Raw genomic sequence first — 23174 nt, 5'->3', positions numbered from 1 at the left:
GGTTGCATCATTGCGGCACTGACTGACAAGAGACATGAAGGCCAAGTGCTATAAGAATATGTCGGCTGCAGTGAACATTTCTCCAGCGCTTGCCGGAAACTAATGCTTTCAAGCGTGGTGATGCCCGTTCCAGAGCCTTCTGGCATCCGGAACGGTCGTTGCCGCTGGATTCACCGCAACGGAATATCGATCGATTGCAGAGGCCTGCCATCGCGGTCGTGGTAGTTGACCTGGATCCGCCCGGCCTCGACCACCATGTGCGCGAAGTTGTCCTGGCTGATGACCTGACTGGTCAGCGCGTGCCGGTATTCGCCTGACTCGGTCTGTGCCAGTGGCGAGTCGAGCCTGAAGGTCGCGGCGGTGGCGTAGGGCAGCAGTTTGCTGTTGCTCAGCGGCGAGGAAACGACGGTGTGTACTTCAAAGTCCGGGTCTTCGCTGTGGCTCAGGCGACTGGTCAGCGAACCATGCACATCGCCGGAAATGAACACAACGTTTTTGAGCCGATGCTTGCGGATGGTCTCCAGCAGGCGCAGGCGCTGTTCGGGGAAGCCCGCCCAGGCATCGTTGCCGTTCATTTTGCGGTCGGGGTAGAACATGACGCTGGTGACCACGAACTTGACCCGCGCCGGGCTGTCGACCAGCCACTTGCACAAGGCCTGTTCCTGTTCTTCATCGAGGATGCGGCGGTTGTCGTTCGACAAGTTGCGGCGAGTTCGGCTGTCCGTTACAAACCATTCGATATCGCCGTCACTGAATTGATACCAGTAGTGCGTCAGAGAAGTTCGATCGATAGTGCCGTTAGTTGTTGTTGAACAGATCGGGCTATGACTGGCTTGATAAATATCGTAAGCCGCCATTGCATTGCGATAGAGAGTTTCATCGGACTTGTTGGCGTTCATGGGCCAGTTATCTTCTATTTCATGATCATCAAGAATCATGTAAGTCGAATTCTCCAACATCAGTCGTCGAATATTGGGCAGGGAAAACGCCGCACGATACTTTGCAATGATCTCGTCATAGTCGCGGTCAGGAGCGAGCAGGTTCAAATCATCGGCGTAGATCTGATCGCCACACATCATGATTGCGCTGACTGCCGGTCGTGCTCCCTCGATCAATTGGCTGATGGACGCGAAGATCCGGTCGCCCAGATGCGGGAGGACAGGGATGCCGGAGGTCATGCGCAGGTAGCGACAGGAACCAAGGATGTAGGCACGCGGCTGTAACGGCTGATGGCTGCGGGTGCGCAGGCGATACGTTTCTCGTGGCCATTGCAGCGGCAGCTCCGCCACGCTGTGGACGGTGTGGACGGGGCTCATCGGGCTGAACCAGCCGGTCTGGTATTCATATTCGGTGTCGGCTTGCAAATGATCGAGTACCAGCACCTCAGTCATGTCGCGAGTTGAATCAAGCTTTACAAACCGGCCCGTTTGCCATTGTTTGGAATCCAATGGCCGGTAACGAATGCCGGCAAATACGGCCGTGTTATGTTGCAGTCCGCCGCGAATAAAGATTCGCGCCTGATGAGTTGTTGTGTGGCCAATGATCGGGCCGACAGTAGGTTTCAGCATGTTCGAATCCATTCGAATAGAAGTTGGTGATGAACAAAGTTGCCCCGTTTTATTGGTGCAACTTTAATACGCCAAGGTTAGTTGCCTGTTGCTGAAAAATATCAACAGGAAGTGGACTTGAGGTGTGGCTTATATCAGCACGAGTTGTGGGAAAAAGTTCGGGCGGGAGTTATTTCAGGCAAAAAAAAGCCCCGCCAAACTGACGGGGTTGAGGTACGAGCGTGTGGCGCTCGAAAACGTGGGACACGGTCGGCCCTCCGTTGCCGGAGGGCCGAGCGCTTTACAGCAGGATGGTGCGGATGTCCGCCAGCAGGTCGCTCAGACGCTTGGTGAAGCGTGCAGCAGCGGCGCCGTTGATCACACGGTGATCGTAGGACAGCGACAGTGGCAGCATCAGTTTCGGCTGGAAGGCTTTGCCGTCCCAGACTGGCTGGATGGTTGCCTTGGAAACACCGAGGATCGCCACTTCCGGCGCGTTGACGATCGGCGTGAAGCCGGTGCCGCCAATGTGGCCGAGGCTGGAAATGGTGAAGCAGGCGCCTTGCATCTCGTCCGAGGAGAGCTTCTTGGTCCGGGCTTTCTCAGCCAGGGAAGCGGCCTCGGCGGCCAGTTGCAGCAGGCTCTTCTGGTCGACGTTCTTGATGACCGGTACCAGCAGGCCGTCCGGGGTGTCGACGGCGAAGCCGATGTTCACGTATTTCTTGCGGATGATCGCCTTGCCGCTTGGGGCCAGCGAGCTGTTGAAGTCCGGCAGTTCCTTGAGCAGGTGGGCGCAGGACTTGAGCAGCAGCGGCAGGATGGTCAGCTTGACGCCGGCCTTCTCTGCGACAGCTTTCTGTGCGGTGCGGAACGCTTCCAGCTCGGTGATATCCGCCGAGTCGAATTGCGTCACGTGCGGCACGTTCAGCCAGCTGCGGTGCAGGTTGGCAGCGCCGACCTGCATCAGGCGGGTCATCGGCACTTCTTCGATTTCGCCGAAGCGGCTGAAGTCGACGGCCGGAATCGGCGGGATGCCCGCGCCACCGGTTGCGCCAGCGGCAGCGGCCGGTGCTTCCTTGGCCTTCTGCATCATGGCTTTGACGTATGTCTGAACGTCTTCTTTCAGGATGCGACCGTGCGGACCGCTGGCGCCGACAGCGCTCAGCTCGACGCCGAATTCGCGAGCCAGTTGACGCACGGCAGGGCCGGCGTGAACTTTCGCACCCGGCTTGGCTGGAGCAGCGGCCGGAGCAGCGGCCGGAGCGGCGGCAGCAGGTGCAGCGGCAGCCGGAGCAGCAGCGGCTGGCGCCGGAGCGCTCGGAGCAGCGGCGGCAGCTGGAGCCGGGGCAGCAGCCGGAGCGGCGCCTTTGACTTTCAGCTTGAGGATCAGATCGCCGGTGCCGACTTCGTCGTCCAGCTTGATGGAAACGCTTTCCACCACGCCAGCGGCAGGCGACGGGATTTCCATGCTCGCCTTGTCGGATTCCAGGGTGATCAGCGACTGATCGGCTTCAACGCTGTCGCCAGCCTTGACCAATACTTCGATGATCTTGGCCTTGCCGGCCGAACCGATGTCCGGAACGTGGATGTCCTGAACGCTGTCGGCAACCGGTGCGGCTGGCGCGGCGGCAGGCGCCGGCGCTGCGGCAACGGCTGGAGCAGCAGCCTGGGCCGGAGCGGCGGCAGCAGGGGCCGCAGCCCCCGCCACTTCCAGATCCAGAATCAGGTCGCCAGTGCCGACTTCGTCGTTCAACTTGACGCTGATGGCCTTGACCACGCCAGCGGCAGGCGACGGGATTTCCATGCTGGCCTTGTCGGATTCCAGGGTGATCAGCGACTGATCAGCCTCGACCTTGTCGCCGACCTTGACCTGGATCTCGATGATCTGGGCCTTGCCCGACGAACCGATGTCCGGCACGTGCACTTGTTGAACCGAAGCGGCAGCAGGGGCAGCGGCTGGCGCGGCAGCAGCAGGCGCGGCAGCCGGTGCAGCTTCAGCCTTGGCAGCGGGAGCGGCAGCCGGAGCAGGGGCCGCTTGCGCGGCGCCCTCGACTTCCAGTTCCAGCAGTTCGTCGCCTTCTTTCAGGCGATCACCCAACTTCACTTTCAGGCTCTTGATGACACCGGCCTTCGGGGCCGGCACTTCCATGCTGGCCTTGTCCGATTCCAGAGTCAGGATGCTCTGGTCGGCTTCGATACGGTCGCCGACCTTCACAAACAGTTCGATTACTTCACCTTCACCGCTGCCGATGTCAGGTACGCGAATGAGTTCGCTCACAGAGTTTCTCCTCAGCAGTCCAGTGGGTTGCGTTTTTCCGGGTCGATACCGAACTTGGTAATGGCCTCGGCCACGACTTTAGGTTCGATATCACCACGGTCAGCCAGTGCTTCCAGGGCTGCCAACACCACGAAATGACGGTCGACTTCGAAGAAATGACGCAGTTTCTTGCGGCTGTCGCTGCGGCCGAAACCGTCGGTGCCCAGGACTTTGAATTCCTTGGACGGTACCCACTGACGGATCTGCTCGGCGAACAGTTTCATGTAGTCGGTAGAGGCGATGACCGGACCTTTACGGCCGCTCAGGCACTCTTCGACGTAGCTGCGCTTAGGCTTCTGGCCTGGTTTCAGACGGTTGCTGCGCTCTACGGCCAGGCCGTCGCGACGCAGTTCGTTGAAGCTGGTAACGCTCCACACGTCGGCACCGATGTTGAACTCTTCACGCAGGATCTTCGCCGCTTCACGGACTTCACGCAGGATGGTGCCGGAGCCCATCAGCTGTACGTGGTGCGCCGCGTCGCGGGTGTCTTCTTCAAGCAGGTACATGCCTTTCTTGATGCCTTCTTCGGCACCGGCCGGCATGGCTGGCTGCTGGTACGACTCGTTCATCACGGTGATGTAATAGAAGATGTCCTGTTGCTCTTCGGTCATCTTCTTCATGCCGTCCTGAATGATCACCGCCAGCTCGTAGCCGTAGGTCGGATCGTAGGTGCGGCAGTTCGGGATGGTGGCAGCCAGCAGGTGGCTGTGACCGTCTTCGTGCTGCAGGCCTTCACCGTTCAGGGTGGTGCGGCCGGCGGTGCCGCCGATCAGGAAGCCACGGGTGCGGCTGTCGCCGGCAGCCCAGGCCAGGTCGCCGATACGCTGGAAGCCGAACATCGAGTAGAAGATGTAGAACGGCAGCATTGGCTGGTTGTGGCTGGAGTACGAAGTACCGGCAGCGATGAAGGAGCTCATGGCGCCCGCTTCGTTGATGCCTTCTTCAAGGATCTGACCTTTCTGGTCTTCCTTGTAGAACATCACCTGGTCTTTATCGACTGGCTCGTAGAGCTGGCCGACGGACGAGTAGATGCCCAGCTGACGGAACATGCCTTCCATGCCGAAGGTACGGGCTTCGTCCGGGATGATCGGAACGATGCGCGGGCCGATTTCCTTGTCCTTGACCAGCTGGGCGAGGATCCGCACGAAGGCCATGGTGGTGGAAATTTCGCGGTCGCCGGAACCGTCGAGGATTGCCTTGAGGGTGTCCAGGTCCGGAGTCGGCACACTGAAGCTCTGCGCACGACGCTGCGGAACGAAACCGCCCAGTGCGGCACGACGCTCGGCCAGATAACGGGCTTCGGCGCTGCCTTCTTCCGGCTTGAAGAACGGCAGGTGTTCCAGGTCGGCATCCTTGACCGGGATGTCGAAACGGTCACGGAAGTGTTTCAGGCTTTCGACGTCGACTTTCTTGGTGTTGTGCGCGGTGTTTTTCGCTTCGCCGGCACCGGTGCCATAACCCTTGATGGTCTTGGCCAGAATGACGGTAGGCTGGTCCTTGTGGTTGACCGCCTGGTGGTACGCCGCGTAGACCTTGTACGGGTCGTGGCCGCCACGGTTGAGTTTCCAGATCTCGTCGTCGGACAGGTCGGCAACCATCGCCTTGAGTTCAGGCGTGTTGAAGAAGTGCTCGCGAACGAACGCGCCGTCTTTGGCCTTGTAGTTCTGGTACTCGCCGTCGATGACTTCGTCCATGCGACGTTGCAGGATGCCGTCGACGTCCTTGGCCAGCAGTGGGTCCCAGAAACGGCCCCAGATGACTTTGTTGACGTTCCACTGGGCACCGCGGAACACGCCTTCGAGTTCCTGGATGATCTTGCCGTTGCCGCGAACCGGGCCGTCGAGGCGCTGCAGGTTGCAGTTGATGACGAAGATCAGGTTGTCCAGCTTCTCGCGGCCGGCCAGGGAGATGGCGCCCAGGGATTCCGGCTCGTCGCACTCGCCGTCGCCCAGGAAGCACCAGACTTTCTGTTTGCCCGGCTGGATGAAACCGCGGTGTTCCAGGTACTTCATGAAGCGAGCCTGGTAGATCGCCTGGATCGGGCCCAGACCCATCGAAACGGTCGGGAACTGCCAGAAGTCAGGCATCAGCCAAGGGTGCGGGTAGGACGACAGGCCCTGACCGTCGACTTCCTGGCGGAAGTTGTTCATCTGGTCTTCGGTGATGCGGCCTTCCATGAACGCACGGGCGTAAACGCCTGGCGAGGTATGGCCCTGGAAGTAGATCAGGTCGCCGCCGTGTTCATCGGTCGGGGCCTGGAAGAAGTAGTTGAAGCCGATGTCGTACAGGGTCGCACTGGAAGCGAAGCTGGAGATGTGACCACCCAGGTCAGAATCTTTCAGGTTCGTACGCATTACCATGGCCATCGCGTTCCAGCGTACCAGCGAGCGAATGCGGCGTTCCATGAACAGGTCGCCAGGCATGCGTGCTTCGTGGGTAACGGGGATCGTGTTGCGGTAAGGCGTGGTGATGGCGTAAGGGAGCTGCGAACCGCTGCGGGTCGCCAGTTCACCCATACGGGTCATCAGATAGTGAGCACGGTCTTCGCCTTCTTTGTCGAGAACCGATTCCAGGGCGTCCAGCCATTCCTGGGTTTCGACGGGATCGAGGTCTTGCATGGCTTGCTCCAGGGCGGAAAGGCTTCCAGAATCGGTTGCCTGAGTTTGCGACTGGCCTTGTGGGCAGACGATTTAAAATTCTTGGATTGCCGACAGGTTGTTCCGGCGGCGTGTAGTTTTACTACAAATCATCCGGCATTTCAGCCTTTCGAATGTATAGACGAGTAGTAAAACTACAGATGAAAGGCTTGTGGCCTCCGACTGCGTTGTGAGAATAATCGTTAAGGTTGGTCTTTAGCCATCCGAAAAAGGTGAAAGTTTGATGTTGGCTGCCAAAGAAAAAGAAATTTCAGCTATTTCTCACTTTTGTTCGACAGTCCTTCGCGTAGCGGTTTTTCAATCATCACTACAAGCGGCCATTTACACGCCGATCAAGGATAGACCATGACCCTGCCCGCGCTTGCCGAACTGCCCGCCATTCTCCTGCCGTTGGTCAGCCGATCGGAGCAGTCGTTCCGTGCGGCCGTCGCCGGACTTGAAGATGATCTTGGCTTCTCCACCTGGACGCCGGAACGCTGGGCGCAGTTCGCCCGCGTCAGCGCCGCCAGCGATTTTGTCATTGAACAGTGCGTTCGTGACCCTTTGATGTTGTTGTCGCTGGTGCTGTCCGGCGAGCTGGACCGGCCGTTCGCCCCCGGTGAGTTGTGCGGGCAGATTGCGGCTGCGGTCAGCAGCGCACAGACCGAAGATGAACTGGGCCGCGTCCTGCGCCGTCAGCGCACCCGGCATCAGGTGCGGATCATCTGGCGCGACCTCAATCGCCAGGCCGATCTGGTGCAGACCTGCCGCGACCTCTCGGACATGGCCGACGCCAGCATCGATCAAGCCTATCAATGGTTGTACCGCCGCCATTGCGACCAGTTCGGCACGCCGACCGGCCGGCGCAGCGGCGAACCGCAGCAGATGGTCATCCTCGGCATGGGCAAGCTTGGCGCGGTCGAGCTGAACCTGTCTTCGGACATCGACCTGATCTTCGCCTACCCCGAAGGCGGCGAAACCGTCGGCGTCAAGCGCCCGCTGGATAATCAGGAGTTTTTCATCCGTCTCGGCCAGCGCCTGATCAAGGCTCTCGACCCGATCACCGTCGACGGTTTCGTGTTCCGCGTCGACATGCGCCTGCGCCCTTACGGCTCGTCCGGCGCGCTGGTGCTGAGCTTCAATGCACTGGAGCAGTATTACCAGGATCAAGGCCGCGACTGGGAACGCTACGCGATGATCAAGTCGCGGGTGGTGGCTGGCGATCAGGTGGCGGGTGAGCAGTTGCAGGAGATGCTGCGGCCGTTCGTTTACCGTCGCTATCTGGACTTCTCGGCGATCGAAGCGCTGCGCACCATGAAGCAGTTGATCCAGCAGGAAGTGCGGCGCAAGGGCATGGCTGACAACATCAAGCTTGGCTCCGGCGGTATCCGTGAGGTCGAGTTCATCGCCCAGGCCTTTCAACTGATTCACGGCGGACGCGACCTGAGTCTGCAACAGCGCCCTCTATTAAAGGTGTTGGGCACGCTCGAAGGGCAGGGCTATCTGCCGCCGGCGGTCATCAGCGAACTGCGCGAAGGTTACGAATTCCTGCGTTACACCGAACACGCGATCCAGGCGATTGCCGACCGTCAGACCCAGATGCTGCCGGACAGCGCTCAGGATCAGGCGCGTATCGCGTTCATGCTCGGGTTCGCCGACTGGGAGGCGTTCCACGAGAAACTGATGTTCTGGCGCGGCCGCGTGGCCTGGCACTTCGCGCAAGTGATCGCCGATCCCGATGAGGACGAAGGTGCCGAGAGCGAAGTGGTGGTCGGCGGTGAATGGCTGCCGCTGTGGGAAGAGGCTCAGGACGAAGAGGCGGCCTGTCGCCAGCTGGAAGAGGGCGGTTTCGCCGACGCAACCAAGGCCTTGAAAGCATTGGCGAGCCTGCGTGCCAGCCCGCAGTTGCGGGCGATGCAACGTCTGGGGCGCGAGCGTCTCGATGCCTTTATTCCGCGCCTGCTGGCTCAGGCGGTGGAACACGAAAGTCCCGATCTGGTGCTGGAGCGCGTTCTGCCGCTGGTCGAGGCCGTGGCCCGGCGCTCGGCTTATTTGGTCTTGCTGACGGAAAACCCCGGTGCGCTGCGTCGCTTGCTGACGCTATGTGCCGCGAGCCCGTGGATCGCCGAGCAAATCACCCGTTTCCCGCTGTTGCTCGATGAACTGCTCAACGAAGGTCGCCTGTTCAAGCCGCCGCTGGCGCCGGAACTGGCCGCCGAATTGCGCGAGCGCCTGACCCGGATTCCGGAAGACGACCTCGAACAACAGATGGAAGCCCTGCGTCATTTCAAACTGGCGCACCGCTTGCGCGTCGCCGCCTCGGAAATCGCCGGCAGCCTGCCGTTGATGAAAGTCAGCGATTACCTGACCTGGCTGGCCGAGGCAATTCTGGAGCAAGTGCTGGCCCTGGCCTGGCGCCAGACCGTGGCCAAGTACGGCACGCCGCTGCGCACCGATGGCACGCTGTGCGATCCCGGCTTCATCATTGTCGGTTATGGGAAAGTCGGCGGGATCGAGTTGGGGCATGGTTCGGATCTGGATCTGGTGTTCATCCACGATGGCGACCAGCAGGCCGAAACCGATGGGCCGAAGCCCATCGATGGCACGCAGTTCTTCACCCGGCTCGGCCAGCGGATCATCCACCTGCTGACGGCGCAGACCAACTCCGGTCAGTTGTACGAAGTGGACATGCGCCTGCGTCCTTCCGGGGCGTCGGGGCTGCTGGTCAGTTCGCTCGGCGCGTTTGCGCGCTATCAGGAAAATGAAGCCTGGACCTGGGAGCATCAGGCCCTGGTGCGGGCGCGGGTGCTGGTAGGCAGCAAGGATGTCGGGCAGGCCTTCGAGAACGTCCGGGCCCAGGTGCTGGGCAAGGCGCGGGATCTGACGAAACTGCAACAGGAAGTGAGCGAGATGCGTGCCAAGATGCGCGACAACCTCGGCAGCAAGAGCACCGCTGCCGGCACCGGGGCGAATGCCTTCGAGGCCACGGCGCCGTTCGACCTCAAGCAGGACGCCGGAGGTATCGTCGATATTGAATTTATGGTGCAATACGCGGCCCTGGCGTGGTCGCAGACCCACCCGCCGTTGCTGCGCTGGACGGATAATATCCGCATTCTGGAAGAGCTGGAGCACGAGGGGCTGATGCCTGCCGAAGACGCCAGCCTGTTGCGCGAGGCCTACAAGGCCTATCGTTCCGCCGCCCACCGGCAGGCCTTGCAGAAGGACGCCGGCGTGATACCGGGCGATCAGTTCGCGGACGAACGGCGGCAGGTGATGCGGATCTGGCGAGAGCTGGGGCTAAGCTGATTCTCGAGACGGGGAGGCGTAAGGCCTCCCCGGTTCGTTTATGGAAACCACATGAATATTCTGATCGTTGGGCCCAGTTGGGTCGGTGACATGGTGATGGCGCAGACACTGTTTCAGTGTCTAAAGCAGCGCCACCCGCAGTGCGAAATCGACGTGCTGGCCCCCGAGTGGAGCCGGCCGATCCTCGAACGCATGCCCGAAGTGCGCAAGGCCTTGAGCTTCCCGCTCGGCCACGGCGCGCTGGAGCTGGCGACCCGTCGGCGGATTGGCAAATCCCTGGCAGGCCAGTACGACCAGGCGATCCTGCTGCCGAACTCGCTGAAGTCGGCGCTGGTGCCGTTCTTCGCCGGCATCCCGAAACGCACCGGCTGGCGCGGCGAATTCCGCTACGGCCTGCTCAATGACGTGCGCACGCTGGATAAAGAACGTTATCCGCTGATGATCGAGCGTTTCATGGCGCTGGCCTTTGAACCGAATGCCGAACTGCCGAAACCCTATCCGCGTCCGAGTCTGCAAATCGATCCGGTGACCCGCGAGGCTGCATTGGCCAAGTTCGGTCTGACCCTCGACCGCCCGGTGCTGGTGTTGTGCCCCGGCGCCGAATTCGGTGAAGCCAAACGCTGGCCGTCCGAGCATTACGCCAAGGTCGCCGAGGCGCGGATTCGCGAAGGCTGGCAGGTCTGGCTGTTCGGCTCGAAGAACGATCACGCCGTGGGCGAAGACATCCGCGCGCGGTTGATTCCGGGCTTGCGCGAAGAGTCCGTGAACCTCAGCGGCGGCACTTCGCTGGCCGAGGCCATCGACCTGATGTCCTGCGCCGACTCGGTCGTCTCCAACGATTCCGGCCTGATGCACGTGGCCGCCGCGCTGAATCGTCCGTTGGTGGCGGTCTACGGGTCGACCTCGCCGGGTTTCACCCCGCCGCTGGCCGAGCACGTGGAAATCGTCCGTCTGGGCCTCGATTGCAGCCCTTGCTTCGACCGCACCTGCCGTTTCGGCCATTACAACTGCCTGCGCCAGCTGATGCCGGACGCGGTCAACGATGCCTTGCAGCGTTTGCAGGGCTCTGTGGTCGAGGTTCATTAACTTGCGAGTATTGCTGATCAAGACTTCATCGCTGGGCGACGTGATTCACGCGTTGCCGGCGCTGACCGATGCCGCCCGGGCCATTCCCGGGATCAAGTTCGACTGGGTGGTGGAAGAAGGTTTCGCCGAGATTCCGACCTGGCACCCGGCCGTAGGCAAAGTGATTCCGGTGGCGATCCGTCGCTGGCGCAAAAACATCTGGCAAACCATCAAGAGCGGTGAGTGGAAACGCTTCAAGCAGTCCGTTCGGGCGAACAAATATGACTTGGTGATCGACGCTCAGGGCCTGCTGAAAAGCGCCTGGCTGACCCGCTATGTCAAAGCCCCGGTGGCCGGTCTCGACAAGGGCTCGGCCCGCGAGCCGATCGCCGCGCGTTTTTATGACCGCAAACTGGCGGTGGCCCGTGGTCAGCACGCCGTCGAGCGCGTGCGTCAGTTGTTCGCTATCGCCTTGGGTTACGACTTGCCCAAAGGCCTGGGCGATTACGGCCTCAACGTCGAGCGTCTGGTCGAGTTGCCGCGCAAGAATGCTTACGTGGTGTTCCTCCACGGCACCACCTGGGACACCAAACACTGGCCGGAAGCCTACTGGCGCGAGCTGACCGAACGGGTCGGCTACCTCGGCGTCGGCATCAGGCTGCCGTGGGGCAACCCGCTGGAGAAGGCCCGGGCCGAGCGCATCGCCGCCGGCTTCAAACATGCCGAAGTGCTGCCGAAGCTGAACCTGGCCGGGGTCGGCAAGGTGCTGGCCGGTGCCCAGGCCTGCGTTGCGGTGGACACCGGTCTCGGCCATCTGGCCGCGGCACTGGATGTGCCGACGATTTCGCTGTTCGGCCCGACCAACCCGGGCCTGACCGGCGCCTACGGCAAGCTGCAGATTCACCTCGGCAGCGATTTCCCTTGCGCGCCGTGCCTGCAAAAGAAATGTACGTATCAACCGACCGCGCAGGATGCCCGTCAGTTTGACCTGAAACGCGAGTGGCCCCTGTGCTTCACGCGTCTGAATCCCGAGCGTGTGGCCAGCCGACTGAGCACGTTGTTGATGGCTGAGGAGCTGCGCTGATGCAATTGGCTTTTGTCCTGTACAAATATTTCCCGTTCGGCGGTTTGCAGCGCGATTTCATGCGCATCGCTCTCGAATGCCAGAAGCGCGGACACCAGATCCGCGTCTACACCCTGATCTGGGAAGGCGACGTGCCGCCCGGCTTCGAAGTGCTGGTGGCGCCGGTCAAGGCGTTCTTCAATCATCGGCGCAATGAAAAACTCAGCGCGTGGATGGAAGCGGACCTGGCCAAGCGTCCTGTGGATCGCCTGATCGGCTTCAACAAAATGCCGGGGCTGGACGTCTACTACGCCGCCGACGGCTGCTTCGAAGACAAGGCGCAGAACCTGCGCCATTCGCTGTATCGCCGCTGGGGCCGCTACCGCCACTTCGCCGAGTACGAGCGCGCGGTGTTCGCCAAAGACGCGAAGACCGAAGTGCTGATGATTTCCGAAGTGCAGCAGCCGCTGTTCATCAAGCATTACGACACGCCGCTGGAACGCTTCCACCTGCTGCCGCCAGGCATCGCCCAGGACCGTCGCCGTCCGGCGGATGCCGACCAGATTCGCGCCGGTTTCCGCGCCGAATTCAACCTCAAGGACGACGAACTGCTGCTGGTGCAGATCGGCTCCGGGTTCAAGACCAAGGGCGTCGATCGCAGCCTGAAAGCGCTGGCCGCACTGCCTGCCGAGCTGAAGAAACGCACCCGGCTGTTTGTAATCGGCCAGGATGACCCCAAATTGTTCCAGATGCAGAGTGCAACACTGGGTCTGGGCGACAACGTGACGTTCCTCAAGGGGCGTAGCGATATCCCGCGTTTCCTGCTCGGCGCCGACTTGTTGATCCACCCGGCGTACAACGAAAACACCGGCACGGTGCTGCTTGAAGCGCTGGTCGCCGGGTTGCCGGTGCTGGTCAGCGCGGTCTGCGGTTATGCCCATTACATCGCCGAGGCCGATGCCGGGCGAGTGCTGGACGAACCGTTCGATCAGGCGCAACTGACGCAATACCTGACTGACATGTTGAACGACGACGCTGCACGGGCGGCCTGGAGCCGCAACGGTCTGGCCTTCGCCGAGACGGCCGACCTGTACAGCATGCCGCAGCACGCGGCCGATGTGATTCTGGCGGAGCACGCTTAAATGAAGTTGATGCTGGCTGAACCGTTCAAGAGCCTGTGGGCTGGCCGCGATGCGTTCGTGGAAGTCGAGGGCTTGCAGGGCGAGGTGTACCGCGAGCTGGAAGCCCGCCGGACGTTGCGCACGGAAGTCGACGGCAATGGCTTTTTCGTCAAGATCCACCGGGGCATCGGTTGGGGCGAGATCTTCAAGAACCTGCTGACCGCCAAACTGCCGGTGCTCGGCGCGGGTCAGGAATGGAAAGCCATCCAGCGTTTGCAGGAAGTCGGCGTGCCGACCATGACCGCCGTCGCGTATGGCGAAAAGGGCAGCAACCCGGCGGATCAGCACTCGTTCATCGTCACCGAAGAGCTGGCGCCGACCATCAGCCTTGAAGACTTCAGCATCGACTGGGTCAAGCAACCGCCGCAGCCGAAACTCAAGCGGGCGCTGATCGCCGAGGTTGCGCGCATGACCGGCATGATGCATCGCGCCGGCGTCAATCACCGCGACTGCTACATCTGCCACTTTCTGCTGCACACCGACAAACCGGTGACTCCCGAAGATTTCAGACTCTCGGTGATCGACCTGCACCGTGCCCAGACCCGTCCGGCGATCACCCGGCGCTGGCGCAACAAGGATCTGGCGGCGTTGTACTTTTCCGCGCTGGACATCGGCCTGACCCGACGTGACAAGCTGCGTTTCCTCAAAGGTTACTTCCAGCAACCGCTGCGCCAGATCCTGGCCGAAGAAGCGCCGTTGCTGAGCTGGCTCGAAGGCAAGGCCAACAAGCTCTATGCGCGCAAGCAACGTTACGGGGATGCGCTCTGATGGCGGGTTGGAATCTGGAGCCTGAGTACAGTGAGCTTGCGCAGCATTTCGGTAGCCTCGAAGCGGTCTTTGCCCTTCAAGGCGAGCGCCTGACCCGCGATCCATTGTCCGAGGTCATTCGCGTGCAGTTCAATGACGTCAACTATTACGTCAAGCGTTACGTCGGCGCCGGCAAAGGCTTGCGGCGTTATCTGGGCAAACCCCGGGTGAAGATGGAATGGCAGAACCTCAAACGCTTCGCCAAGTGGGGCATTCCTACCGCCGAAGTGGTGGCGTGGGGCCTGGAGCGCAATGGCATGGCTTACGATCGCGGGGCGATGATCACCCGTGAACTGCCGCGCACCGAAGACCTGTCGGCGCTGGCCGAACGCAACGATCCCAAACTCAAGGATCGTGCCTGGGTCGACGGCGTCAGCCGGCAATTGGCCGGTTATACCCGCGTCATGCACGACCACCGCTTCACCCATAACGATCTGAAGTGGCGCAATCTGCTGATCGACGATCAGGCGCAGTTGTATCTGATCGACTGCCCGAACGGCGATTTCTGGCGCGGTTTCTGGCTCAAGTACCGGATCACCAAGGATCTGGCCTGTCTCGACAAGGTGGCCAAGTATCACCTGTCGAACACCCAGCGCCTGCGCTTCTACCTGCAATATCGTGGACGTGATCGGCTGAATGCCGCCGACAAGCAACGGATTCGCCACGTGGTGAGATTTTTCGAGGGACGCGAATGACTGATTTTCTGGCCACTGAAGACCGTGCGCTGCTGGAGCGCCACGGTCTCGGCACGTTCGATGCGCTGTGGTCCAAGCAGCTCGAGGCCGTGGATGAGCCCAACACCGACGGTGGCGGCTGGAGCAGCGTGTTTCGTCTGGAGCTGGAAGGGCATGCCTATTACCTCAAGCGCCAGTGCAATTACCTGACCCGCACGTTGCACGCGCCGTTCGGCGAGCCGACGTTCGCCCGGGAATTTCGCAACATCAGTCGTTACAACAAACTTGGTATTCCGGCGTTGCAGGCGGCGTTCTTCGGTGAGCGCAAGGTCAATGGCGAGGTCCGTGCGATCCTGCTGACCCGCGCGCTGGATGGCTGGGACGATCTCGACTCGTTGTTGAAGCGCTGGTCGGACCTCGATGCCGCGCAGCAATCGGCGATTCTCAAGTCTTGTGGCCTGTTGGCGCGTCATCTTCATGGTATGCGTCAGGTGCACGGCTGCTTCTATCCCAAGCACATATTCTTGCGCGCCGAAGGCGATGGCTATCAGGCGCAGTTGATCGACCTGGAAAAGACCCGGCCCCTGTGGTTCGGTATGCGTGACCGGGTCAAGGATCTGGAGCCGCTGCAGCGTCGTGCGCCAGAGTGGAGCGAAGCGCAATTGCGTGAGCTGCTGGCGGCGTATCTCGATCAATCGACAGACAGCTCGCTGGTCGACAGCTGGATCATGCGACTGACCGCGCGGCGCAGTCACAAGGAGACCCGTTGATGCAGCTGTCGGACTTGAAAAACGCCGGGCGCACGCCGAGCCTGCCGCTGACGGTGTCGCTGGCCGATGCGGCGGGCGCTGCCGATTTGCAATTGCTCAGTCTGCTGCGGGTGTTGCCGGGTCAGCGTTATGTGGGTGCCGGTGTGTGGCGCGGGCGTCCGGTGCTGGCCAAGTTGCTGGTCGGCAACAAGGCTGCGCGGCACTTTCAGCGTGAACTGGAGGGTGTGAAACTGCTCGCCGCTCAGGGCATGACCACGCCTTTGCTGCTGGCCGATGGCCTGAAGGACGGTGAGGGCGGCTGGCTGCTGTTCGAGTTCCTCGAAGGCGCCGAAAGCCTGGGCGATGCCTGGAACAAGGTCGAATCCTTGCCGGTGCTGGCCGACGAGCAATCGGCGGTGCTGGCCGAAGCGCTCGGCGCCATCGGTCAATTGCACGGCAAAGGCCTGTGGCAGGAAGACCTGCACCTGGACAATCTGCTGCGCCATGGCGGCCAACTGTATCTGATCGATGGTGCCGGCATCTGTGTGGAAACCGCCGGCCAGCCGTTGTCCCGGCAGAAAGTGCTGGAAAATCTCGGGGTGTTCTTCGCTCAGTTGCCCAAGTCGCTCGAGCCGTTCACCGAAGAATTGCTGGTGTATTACCTGCTGAGCAACAGCGAACACGCGCTGCCGCTGGAAGCCCTGCAAAAGCAGATCGACAAGGTGCGCGCCTGGCGCTTGAGGGATTACCTGATCAAGGTCGGTCGTGAATGCACGCTGTTCAGCGTCAAGCGTGGTGCATTTGGTCTGCGGTCGATTCGCCGTGAGGAAGAGCCCGCGATGCTGCCGGTGCTGGAGCAGGCCGATGCCCTGCTCGATCAGGGCCATCTGTACAAGACCGGTGGCGCGGCCAGTGTCGGCAAGGTCGAGGTTGCCGGGCGTGCGCTGGTGATCAAGCGTTACAACATCAAGAATTTTGCCCATTGGCTCAAGCGCTTCTGGCGTCCGAGCCGCGCCTGGCATTCCTGGCGCGAAGGCAATCGCCTGGCATTCCTCGGCATCGCCACGCCCAAACCGCTGGCGGTGCTGGAAACCCGGTTTTTCTGGTTGCGCAGCAAGGCGTATCTGATCACCGAATACCTGGCCGGGCCGGACATCATCGAGCGCTTTGCGCCGTACGTCGAAAGCGGCGAGGCGCCGGAAGCCGAGTTGCAGGCGCTGGATCAGTTGTTTGCGCGGTTGATTGCCGAGCGCATCAGCCATGGCGACTTCAAGGGACACAACCTGTTCTGGCAGGAAGATCGCTGGGCGCTGATCGATCTGGATTCGATGTGCCAGCACGGCTCGGCGGGCAGCTTTGCTCCGGCCTATGCCCGGGATCGCGCGCGCTTCATGCGCAACTGGCCCGAGAGCAGTGCGTTGTATCGGGTGATTGATCAGCGTTTGCCCAAGGATGCATTGGACGCTGCGTGATTGTTTTCGCCTGAGCATAAGACATTTCTGTAATAAAAATCTGGCGAGGCTCGTGGTGACAAATCCTTGTGATTTCTCCTACAGCCTTGCCAGAACCCATGAACTACCCCTCGCAAAACCCCGGTGCTAGTTTGTCCCGACGTACCCGGAGGGCAAATCTTGACCATCGAAACCTCTATCGCTATCGGGGCATTTTCCCTGGCGCTGTCCGGCTGTGCCACCGCCGTTACGGTGTTGCGGGGCGACGAAGCCGCCACGCGCTGTCTGCGCAAACAGAAAACTTACTGTCAGTTAATTCCGCGCATCTACAGTGAACTCGCCCATGATTTCTGTCTGCTGCACGCGCCGCCCGATCCTACCGGCATTCTGGTGCCGGTCTTCCTGCTTGACCTGACTCTGTCCGGCGTCTTCGACACGGCTTGCCTGCCGTATACGATCTATCGCCAGGCGGTGGACGGGAATGTCGGTGTTTATTGGCGATCAGGCCGTGGGTAATCACGTTGTCCCCAATCAGTGAATACAGCGATATCATCGTTTATGTCGATGAGAGCGGTGATCACGGAATGCAGACACTGGATCCCAACTATCCAGTCTTCGTGCTCGCGTTTTGTGCCTTTCATAAAAGGCATTACTGCGAGAAAGTCATTCCTGCTCTACAGAAATTCAAGTTTGCACATATGGGGCACGATCTGATCGGTCTGCATGAACTCGAAATTCGTAAAGAAAAAGGATCGTTTTCTGGTCTCTTCATGTCCAGAGATCACAAAAATGCTTTTCTTGATGAGCTGACTTGCATCATTGAAGCCAGCAACTTTGTTTTGATCAGTTGCGTCGTAGACAAGGCTTCCCTCCGCGAAAAACAAGGCACGGGACACAATCCTTATCACCTCGCTCTCGGCTTTTGTCTGGAAACGCTCTACGAGTTTTTGCAAGAGAAGAATCAGCAGGGGGCGCTGACGCATGTGATTTTCGAGCGTCGAGGAAAGCGAGAGGATAACGAGCTTGAGTTGGAGTTTCGCAGGATGTGTGGTGGGGCGAATCGATGGGGTATTCAACTGCCGTTAGACATCGTTTTTGCAACCAAACAGGTGAACTCCACCGGCCTGCAGCTAGCCGATCTTGTTGCGAGGCCCATTGGCATGAGCCTTTTGAGGGCGGGTCAGGGAAACCGTGCTTTTGACGTGCTTAAGCGCAAGTTCTATTGCAGCGGGGGGCGGAGCAAAGTTGGAGAGGGTTTCGAGAATTGGGGTTTGAAGCTTTTCCCATCCCCAGAAAGCGAAAAGCCCCGATGATCTCACCGAGGCATTAGCGCCGACCGGGATCTCCCAGTCCATTTGTGCTGGAGTCTATGTCGACGCTGCTTGAGTGTCAACGCACCGGCCGGCCAGTTCCGCTAGAGGTTTGTCGGCGCTTTTAAGCTATAATCCCGCCCTTTAGCTGTCTCTCGCCCGGTGCGGGGGCACATCATTTTTCAAGGCGCATCGCGCCTGAATGCAGACTAAAGAGGCTAGACCCCTGTGGCATTGACGATTCTTGGCCTGTCCGGCGCCCTTAGCCATGATCCTTCAGCAGCCTTGTACATCGACGGCAAGCTGGTCGCGGCGGCTGAGGAAGAGCGCTTCGTACGCGATAAACATGCAAAGAACCGCATGCCCTACGAATCGGCGAAGTTCTGCCTGGAGCAGGCTGGCATCAAGCCGTCCGACGTTGACGTGGTCGCGATTCCGTTCGCCCCGATCAGCATTTTCGGCAAGGCTCGCTGGCAATACGCCAAACGTTACTGGTACGCCCCGGATCGCGCGCTCGACGCGATCCTGATGGGCAACCGTCGCTACAAGCGCTATCGCAACAAGATCGTCTGGTGCCTGGAGCAACTGGGCTTCGATCCGAAGAAAATCAAGATCGAACCGGTGGAACACCACCTGGCCCACGCTTCCAGCGCCTACCACTGCTCGGGTTTCAAAGAGAAAACCGCGATCCTCGGCATCGACGGCAAGGGCGAGTACGCCACGACCTTCTTCGGTTATGGCGAAAACGGCAAGATCCACAAGATCAAGGAATTCTTCGATCCGGACTCCCTTGGCGGCCTGTATGGCGCGATCACCGAGTTCCTCGGGTTCGACATGCTCGACGGTGAGTTCAAGGTCATGGGCATGGCGCCATACGGCGACGCCAGCAAATACGATTTCTCGCGTCTGGCCTCGTTCGAGAACGGCGAGCTGGTGATCAACACTGACTACGCCAACGTGATCGGCCTGCGTCGCTATAAAGAGAAGGGCAAGGGTTACTATTTCTCGCCGAAGCTGATCGAGTGGCTGGGTCCGAAGCGCGAGGGCGACATCGCCGACGAGCCGTACATCCACTACGCCGCCAGCATTCAGGCGCTGTTCGAAAAAATCGCGCTGCAGATGATCGACTACTATCTGGGCGACGTGCTCAAGGAAACCGGCAAGCTGGCCTACGCCGGTGGCTGTGCGTTGAACGTCAAGCTCAACCAGAAAATCATCGCCCGTGACGACGTCAAGGAGCTGTTCGTGCAGCCTGCTTCCGGCGATGCCGGCACTGCAGTCGGCGCAGCAGCCTATGTGTCGAACGCCCGTGGCGTGCCGGTCGAGAAGATGGAACACGTCTACCTCGGCCCGTCGTACAGCAACGAAGACGTGATCGCCGCGTGCGCCCGTCACGAGAACAAGCCGACCTGGCGCAAGCTCGACAACATGCCGGAGCAGATTGCCAAAATCATGGTCGATGGCAACCCGGTGGCCTGGTTCCAGGGCCGCATGGAATTCGGTCCGCGTGCACTGGGTGGTCGTTCGATCATCGGTTGCCCGAGCGTGGCTGGCGTGGCTGATCGCATCAACCACCAGATCAAGTTCCGCGAGCGCTGGAGGCCTTTCTGCCCGTCGATGCTCGACACCGTTGCGCCACAGATGATCAAGATCGATCACCCGGCGCCGTTCATGACCTTCACCTTCGAAGTGGCGGAAGAGTGGAAGACCCGCGTGCCGGAAGTCGTCCACGAAGACGGTACGTCCCGGGCCCAGGTGCTCAAGCGCGAATACAACCCGCGCTACTACGACATGATGAAGGCGCTGGAAGTGCTGACCGGCAACGGCGTGTCCCTGAACACCTCGCTCAACCGCCGTGGTGAACCGATGATCTGCTCGCCGACCGATGCCCTGAACATGTTCTTCGGCTCGGATCTGCAGTACCTGATCATGGAAGATATTCTGGTCGTTAAAGAGGGTGTGAAGGGATACGGTCTTGACTGAGACACTGATCAGCGTCGTTATTCCGGTTTACAACTACGCACGAACGCTGCCTCGTGCAGTGGAGTCGGTGTTGGCGCAGTTGGATGAGGCTGCGGCGGATCTGTTGGTCATCGACGATGGGTCGACGGATGAGACGCCTGAGGTAGTGGAGAGGCTTCTGCTCGAGCATGGCGGGCGTTTTCGTGCGTTGCGCAAAAGCAATGGCGGGTTGTCTACCGTGCGCAATCGCGGGCTTGAGGAGACGAGCGGGCAATATCTGATTTTCCTCGACTCCGACGACGAAATGGCGCCCGGCGCGCTGGCTGCGCTTTCGGAGCATATTGCCAGTAACCCTCAAACCATGATGGTCATTGGTGCCCATTGGTCGGTGTTTGCTGATGGCAGGCACAGCCTGCAGCCAGCCAAGCCTCTGCCTTTAACCCCCCGGCAGCGATTACAGGGCTACCTGCTGGACAAGACCGTGTCGATTTCCAACGGGGCCTGCGCGATGCATCGCGAAGTGTTCGTTCCTGGCACGTATCCTGAGCATTTGCGCAACGTCGAGGATCTGCCAGTGTTTGCCCAAGTGCTGGCGCGTTTCCCGTGCAGCGTTCTGGACAAGCCTCTGGCCCTTATCTACAAGCATGCTGACAGCATGCGACATGATTTGCGTCAAAGCCTTGCCGCCGGTACAGAGCAGGTTGTGAGTGAAGTGTTCTCCAGTCGACGCATGCCTGAAGAGATGCTTGACCTTCGTCAGGCGTTTCTGGCGCAGCGCTGCCTGTCGTTGTTTCGTGATTGTTACTCTCACGGCGAATACGCTCTGGCCAAAGGGTTCTATTTTCAGGCGTTGCGTGCAGACTGGCGCACGTTCTCGCGCTGGTCATACACTCGCAAGGCTTTGCGGTTGCTGTTTCGGTAAATGGTTCGCGGTGAACTGGCGCGTCCCTGGTAACGAGTGTCGATGAGGTGGCTGGGTGAAAGGTACGGGCAGTAAAGTGGGAACTCGAGTCTCCAGAATCATCGACGAATACCCAGTTTGGCTGGCATTTTGGGGCAGTGTTCTGCTCTCGTTGATCGCAGTCATGGGTACTGCAACCGTCGGGCGTGATGCGGCGCTGTACATCGATATTGCGCAGCAAGTCACCGAACATGGGCCCAATGTGGCGTGGGCAGCGTTCGATTGGCCCTGGTTTTCCTTTCTTCTGGCGGGCACCCATGCCGTCCTTCATCTGCCACTGGAGCTGAGTGCCTATCTCTGGTGCGGACTGTTTTTTGCCGGCACCAGCGCGTTGATGGTTGATTGCATCCGCCAGCGTACCCCCCACATCACTCGCTGGGCTTGTCTGGTGGTGCTGGCAATGCCTGCGGTCAATGCCTTTCGTAACGACATCATTCGTGAGTGCGGTTTCTGGTTTTTTTGCACGCTTGCGCTGTGGCTCGCGTTTCGCTGGCAGACGCGAGGCGGCTGGTTGCGTGCTGCTCTCATTCATCTGGCGATTGTCGCGGCGGCGTTGTTTCGCCTGGAGGCGTTACTGATGGTGGTGGCATTGGGATTGTGGCAACTGCCCAATCTCTGGTCTTCGACTCGGCGCCTGCAATTCTTCCAGTTTTCACTGTTGCCGATCCTGGGTCTGCTGGTGATCTCGGTGTCCGGCGTGCTTCTGTCTGCCCGCGTGATGCTCTATCTGGACATGATTGAACCTCGTGGCGTGCTGTCGTCGTTTCAGATGCTATGCGACCAGTTCGCCAATTCACTCATCAACAAGTACTCCCAGGACGAAGCCGGGCGGATCATTTTCTTCGGCATCCTGGCGACCATGGCCATCACTTTCGTGAAGTTGATGGGGCCTTTTGCTGTGCCGTTCATATTGCGTCGCAACTGGGTGGTGCTGGGCATTTACTGGCGCGACTACCGTCCCTTCGCCTGGGCGGCGCTGTGTTACCTGCTTGTTCTGGTGCTGTTTTTCATCAAGCAGCAGTTCATGAATACACGCTACCTGAGCTTCCTGAATCTTCTGTTTGTGCCGGTGCTGGCGATGGGGCTGGCAGCGTTTGTCCGCGAGTTTCCGCGATGGGGCAAGGGGCTGGTGATCGTAGGGTTGCTGGTGATGCTGGCCAACGTCATTTCCACTGGGGCCGGCAAAACCCACTATGTCGAGGCGGGACGCTGGATGTCCTCCCACGTCGAGCCGGGTGCGCCGACCTACTTCGAGGATGGGCGGATCAGCTACTACGCCGGTCGCGGCTATGTATTGCCTGTTCTGACTCAGGAAGAAGCCATGTCGGCAGCTCATGCCAGTGACTTTCGTTATTTCGTCATTGAAGCAAAGGGTGACGAACCATGGCTGAACGAGTGGCTGGCGGCGCACAAGCTGCGCGTCATCGAGCATTTCGCCAATCGCAAAGGTGCCACGGTGGTGGTCATCGGCCGCTAAGGCTCAACCCAGCAGCGGGCGCAGGCGCGAGATCAGAGGTGCCTGCCGGTTGCTCGGCAGGGCCTGCCGGTAACCCTCGATAAACGTATCGCCGGCGTCTTCCCCCAGCAACCATTGCCGGTCTTCCTTGTAACGCAGCAAGTGGGCGAAGTTGCGCAGGCGTTTGCTGTCGCTGAGTGCGCGCTTCTGGCAGCGCAGGTCGGCGATATCGATCAGGCCCAATTGGTTGTCCGGGGTCAGCACGACGTTGCCGAAGTGCAGCGATCGGAAGTACACACCTTTCTCGTGCAATTGCGCGAAATACGCGCCCAGTTGAAATCTAAGTGTGTCCGTCCCTTCGCTGGAGCCTTGCAGCTGGCGCACGGTCTTGCCCGCCAGTGGACTGTAATAAACGCAGTCGCGCTCGATACTCGGGATGCGGTATACAGCGATGACTTTTGGGCAAAGGACGCCGCGCTGTTCCAGTGCTCTGGTGTTGTCGGCAAAGCGTTGTGCGTACGGATAGAACAGTGCCGAACTGAGCAGGCGTTTGCGACGGAACAGCTTGAGCATGCATCCATCGGCCAATCGAAGCACCTTGTCACCGGAGCCGTCGGCTTCCAGTACGTGTGCACCGGCGCGCAGTGCCTCGTAGGTGCTGTGATCAATCGATTGCATTATCGGGCTCC

17 protein-coding genes are annotated in these 23174 nt (G+C 60.2%); 13 read left to right on the top strand and 4 right to left on the bottom strand.

Annotated features, from left to right (window positions below):
• Window positions 1-170: 170 nt before the first annotated feature.
• The 3 genes from CAF73_RS28580 to aceE all read right to left on the bottom strand — a co-directional run bounded on the left by CAF73_RS28580 (window position 171) and on the right by aceE (window position 6482).
• Window positions 171-1568 carry an alkaline phosphatase D family protein gene (locus CAF73_RS28580; RefSeq protein WP_085705276.1) on the bottom strand — a complete coding sequence of 466 codons (1398 nt, stop codon included), beginning with the start codon at window positions 1566-1568 and terminating at the stop codon, window positions 171-173.
• Window positions 1569-1848: 280 nt separating this feature from the next.
• The gene (aceF, locus tag CAF73_RS28575) at window positions 1849-3825 is read right to left on the bottom strand and encodes a dihydrolipoyllysine-residue acetyltransferase (protein ID WP_085705274.1); all 1977 of its coding nucleotides are present in this window, start codon (window positions 3823-3825) and stop codon (window positions 1849-1851) included.
• 11 nt (window positions 3826-3836) lie between these two features.
• On the bottom strand, window positions 3837-6482 hold the full coding sequence (gene aceE / locus CAF73_RS28570; RefSeq protein ID WP_085701068.1) for a pyruvate dehydrogenase (acetyl-transferring), homodimeric type: 2646 nt from the start codon (window positions 6480-6482) through the stop codon (window positions 3837-3839).
• A 384-nt stretch (window positions 6483-6866) separates the two neighbouring features.
• Here aceE and glnE point away from each other — a divergent pair, with 384 nt between their 5' ends.
• The 13 genes from glnE (at window position 6867) to CAF73_RS28505 (ending at window position 22506) form a co-directional block, all read left to right on the top strand.
• Window positions 6867-9806 carry a bifunctional [glutamate--ammonia ligase]-adenylyl-L-tyrosine phosphorylase/[glutamate--ammonia-ligase] adenylyltransferase gene (glnE, locus tag CAF73_RS28565; RefSeq protein WP_085705272.1) on the top strand — a complete coding sequence of 980 codons (2940 nt, stop codon included), beginning with the start codon at window positions 6867-6869 and terminating at the stop codon, window positions 9804-9806.
• Window positions 9807-9857: 51 nt separating this feature from the next.
• Window positions 9858-10892, top strand: a complete 1035-nt coding sequence (waaF, locus tag CAF73_RS28560) for a lipopolysaccharide heptosyltransferase II (protein WP_011332131.1) — start codon at window positions 9858-9860, stop codon at window positions 10890-10892.
• Between the two features lies 1 nt (window position 10893).
• Window positions 10894-11955, top strand: coding sequence for a lipopolysaccharide heptosyltransferase I (waaC, locus tag CAF73_RS28555; RefSeq protein ID WP_085701066.1), 1062 nt, complete (start codon window positions 10894-10896; stop codon window positions 11953-11955).
• The gene (locus CAF73_RS28550; RefSeq protein ID WP_074689606.1) at window positions 11955-13076 is read left to right on the top strand and encodes a glycosyltransferase family 4 protein; all 1122 of its coding nucleotides are present in this window, start codon (window positions 11955-11957) and stop codon (window positions 13074-13076) included. The genes waaC and CAF73_RS28550 overlap by 1 nt, the downstream gene beginning before the upstream one ends.
• The gene (rfaP, locus tag CAF73_RS28545) at window positions 13077-13883 is read left to right on the top strand and encodes a lipopolysaccharide core heptose(I) kinase RfaP (RefSeq protein ID WP_085705270.1); all 807 of its coding nucleotides are present in this window, start codon (window positions 13077-13079) and stop codon (window positions 13881-13883) included.
• A complete protein-coding gene (locus CAF73_RS28540; RefSeq protein ID WP_085701063.1) occupies window positions 13883-14617 on the top strand; it encodes a lipopolysaccharide kinase InaA family protein in 735 nt (244 codons plus the stop codon). Before rfaP ends, CAF73_RS28540 begins: the two co-directional genes overlap by 1 nt.
• Window positions 14614-15366 carry a lipopolysaccharide kinase InaA family protein gene (locus tag CAF73_RS28535; protein ID WP_085701062.1) on the top strand — a complete coding sequence of 251 codons (753 nt, stop codon included), beginning with the start codon at window positions 14614-14616 and terminating at the stop codon, window positions 15364-15366. Before CAF73_RS28540 ends, CAF73_RS28535 begins: the two co-directional genes overlap by 4 nt.
• A complete protein-coding gene (locus CAF73_RS28530) occupies window positions 15366-16817 on the top strand; it encodes a lipopolysaccharide kinase InaA family protein (RefSeq protein ID WP_085705268.1) in 1452 nt (483 codons plus the stop codon). The genes CAF73_RS28535 and CAF73_RS28530 overlap by 1 nt, the downstream gene beginning before the upstream one ends.
• A gap of 159 nt (window positions 16818-16976) precedes the next feature.
• Window positions 16977-17312: a YceK/YidQ family lipoprotein gene (locus CAF73_RS28525; protein ID WP_085705266.1), complete on the top strand. Its 336-nt coding sequence runs from the start codon at window positions 16977-16979 to the stop codon at window positions 17310-17312.
• 5 nt (window positions 17313-17317) lie between these two features.
• Window positions 17318-18109, top strand: a complete 792-nt coding sequence (locus CAF73_RS28520; protein ID WP_234206315.1) for a DUF3800 domain-containing protein — start codon at window positions 17318-17320, stop codon at window positions 18107-18109.
• 225 nt (window positions 18110-18334) lie between these two features.
• On the top strand, window positions 18335-20089 hold the full coding sequence (locus CAF73_RS28515) for a carbamoyltransferase (RefSeq protein WP_085701059.1): 1755 nt from the start codon (window positions 18335-18337) through the stop codon (window positions 20087-20089).
• Window positions 20082-20990, top strand: a complete 909-nt coding sequence (locus tag CAF73_RS28510) for a glycosyltransferase family A protein (RefSeq protein WP_085705262.1) — start codon at window positions 20082-20084, stop codon at window positions 20988-20990. Before CAF73_RS28515 ends, CAF73_RS28510 begins: the two co-directional genes overlap by 8 nt.
• Before the next feature lie 163 nt (window positions 20991-21153).
• Complete coding sequence (locus tag CAF73_RS28505) at window positions 21154-22506, top strand: hypothetical protein (protein WP_256574822.1); 1353 nt, start codon at window positions 21154-21156, stop codon at window positions 22504-22506.
• Window positions 22507-22509: 3 nt separating this feature from the next.
• Here CAF73_RS28505 and CAF73_RS28500 read toward each other — a convergent pair whose 3' ends face one another.
• Window positions 22510-23163, bottom strand: a complete 654-nt coding sequence (locus CAF73_RS28500) for a lipopolysaccharide kinase InaA family protein (protein ID WP_085701056.1) — start codon at window positions 23161-23163, stop codon at window positions 22510-22512.
• Between the last annotated feature and the right edge of the window lie 11 nt (window positions 23164-23174).

Source organism: Pseudomonas sp. B15(2017) (assembly GCF_002113215.1).
Lineage (GTDB): Bacteria > Pseudomonadota > Gammaproteobacteria > Pseudomonadales > Pseudomonadaceae > Aquipseudomonas.
This window is presented reverse-complemented; position numbering and strand designations above follow the sequence as displayed.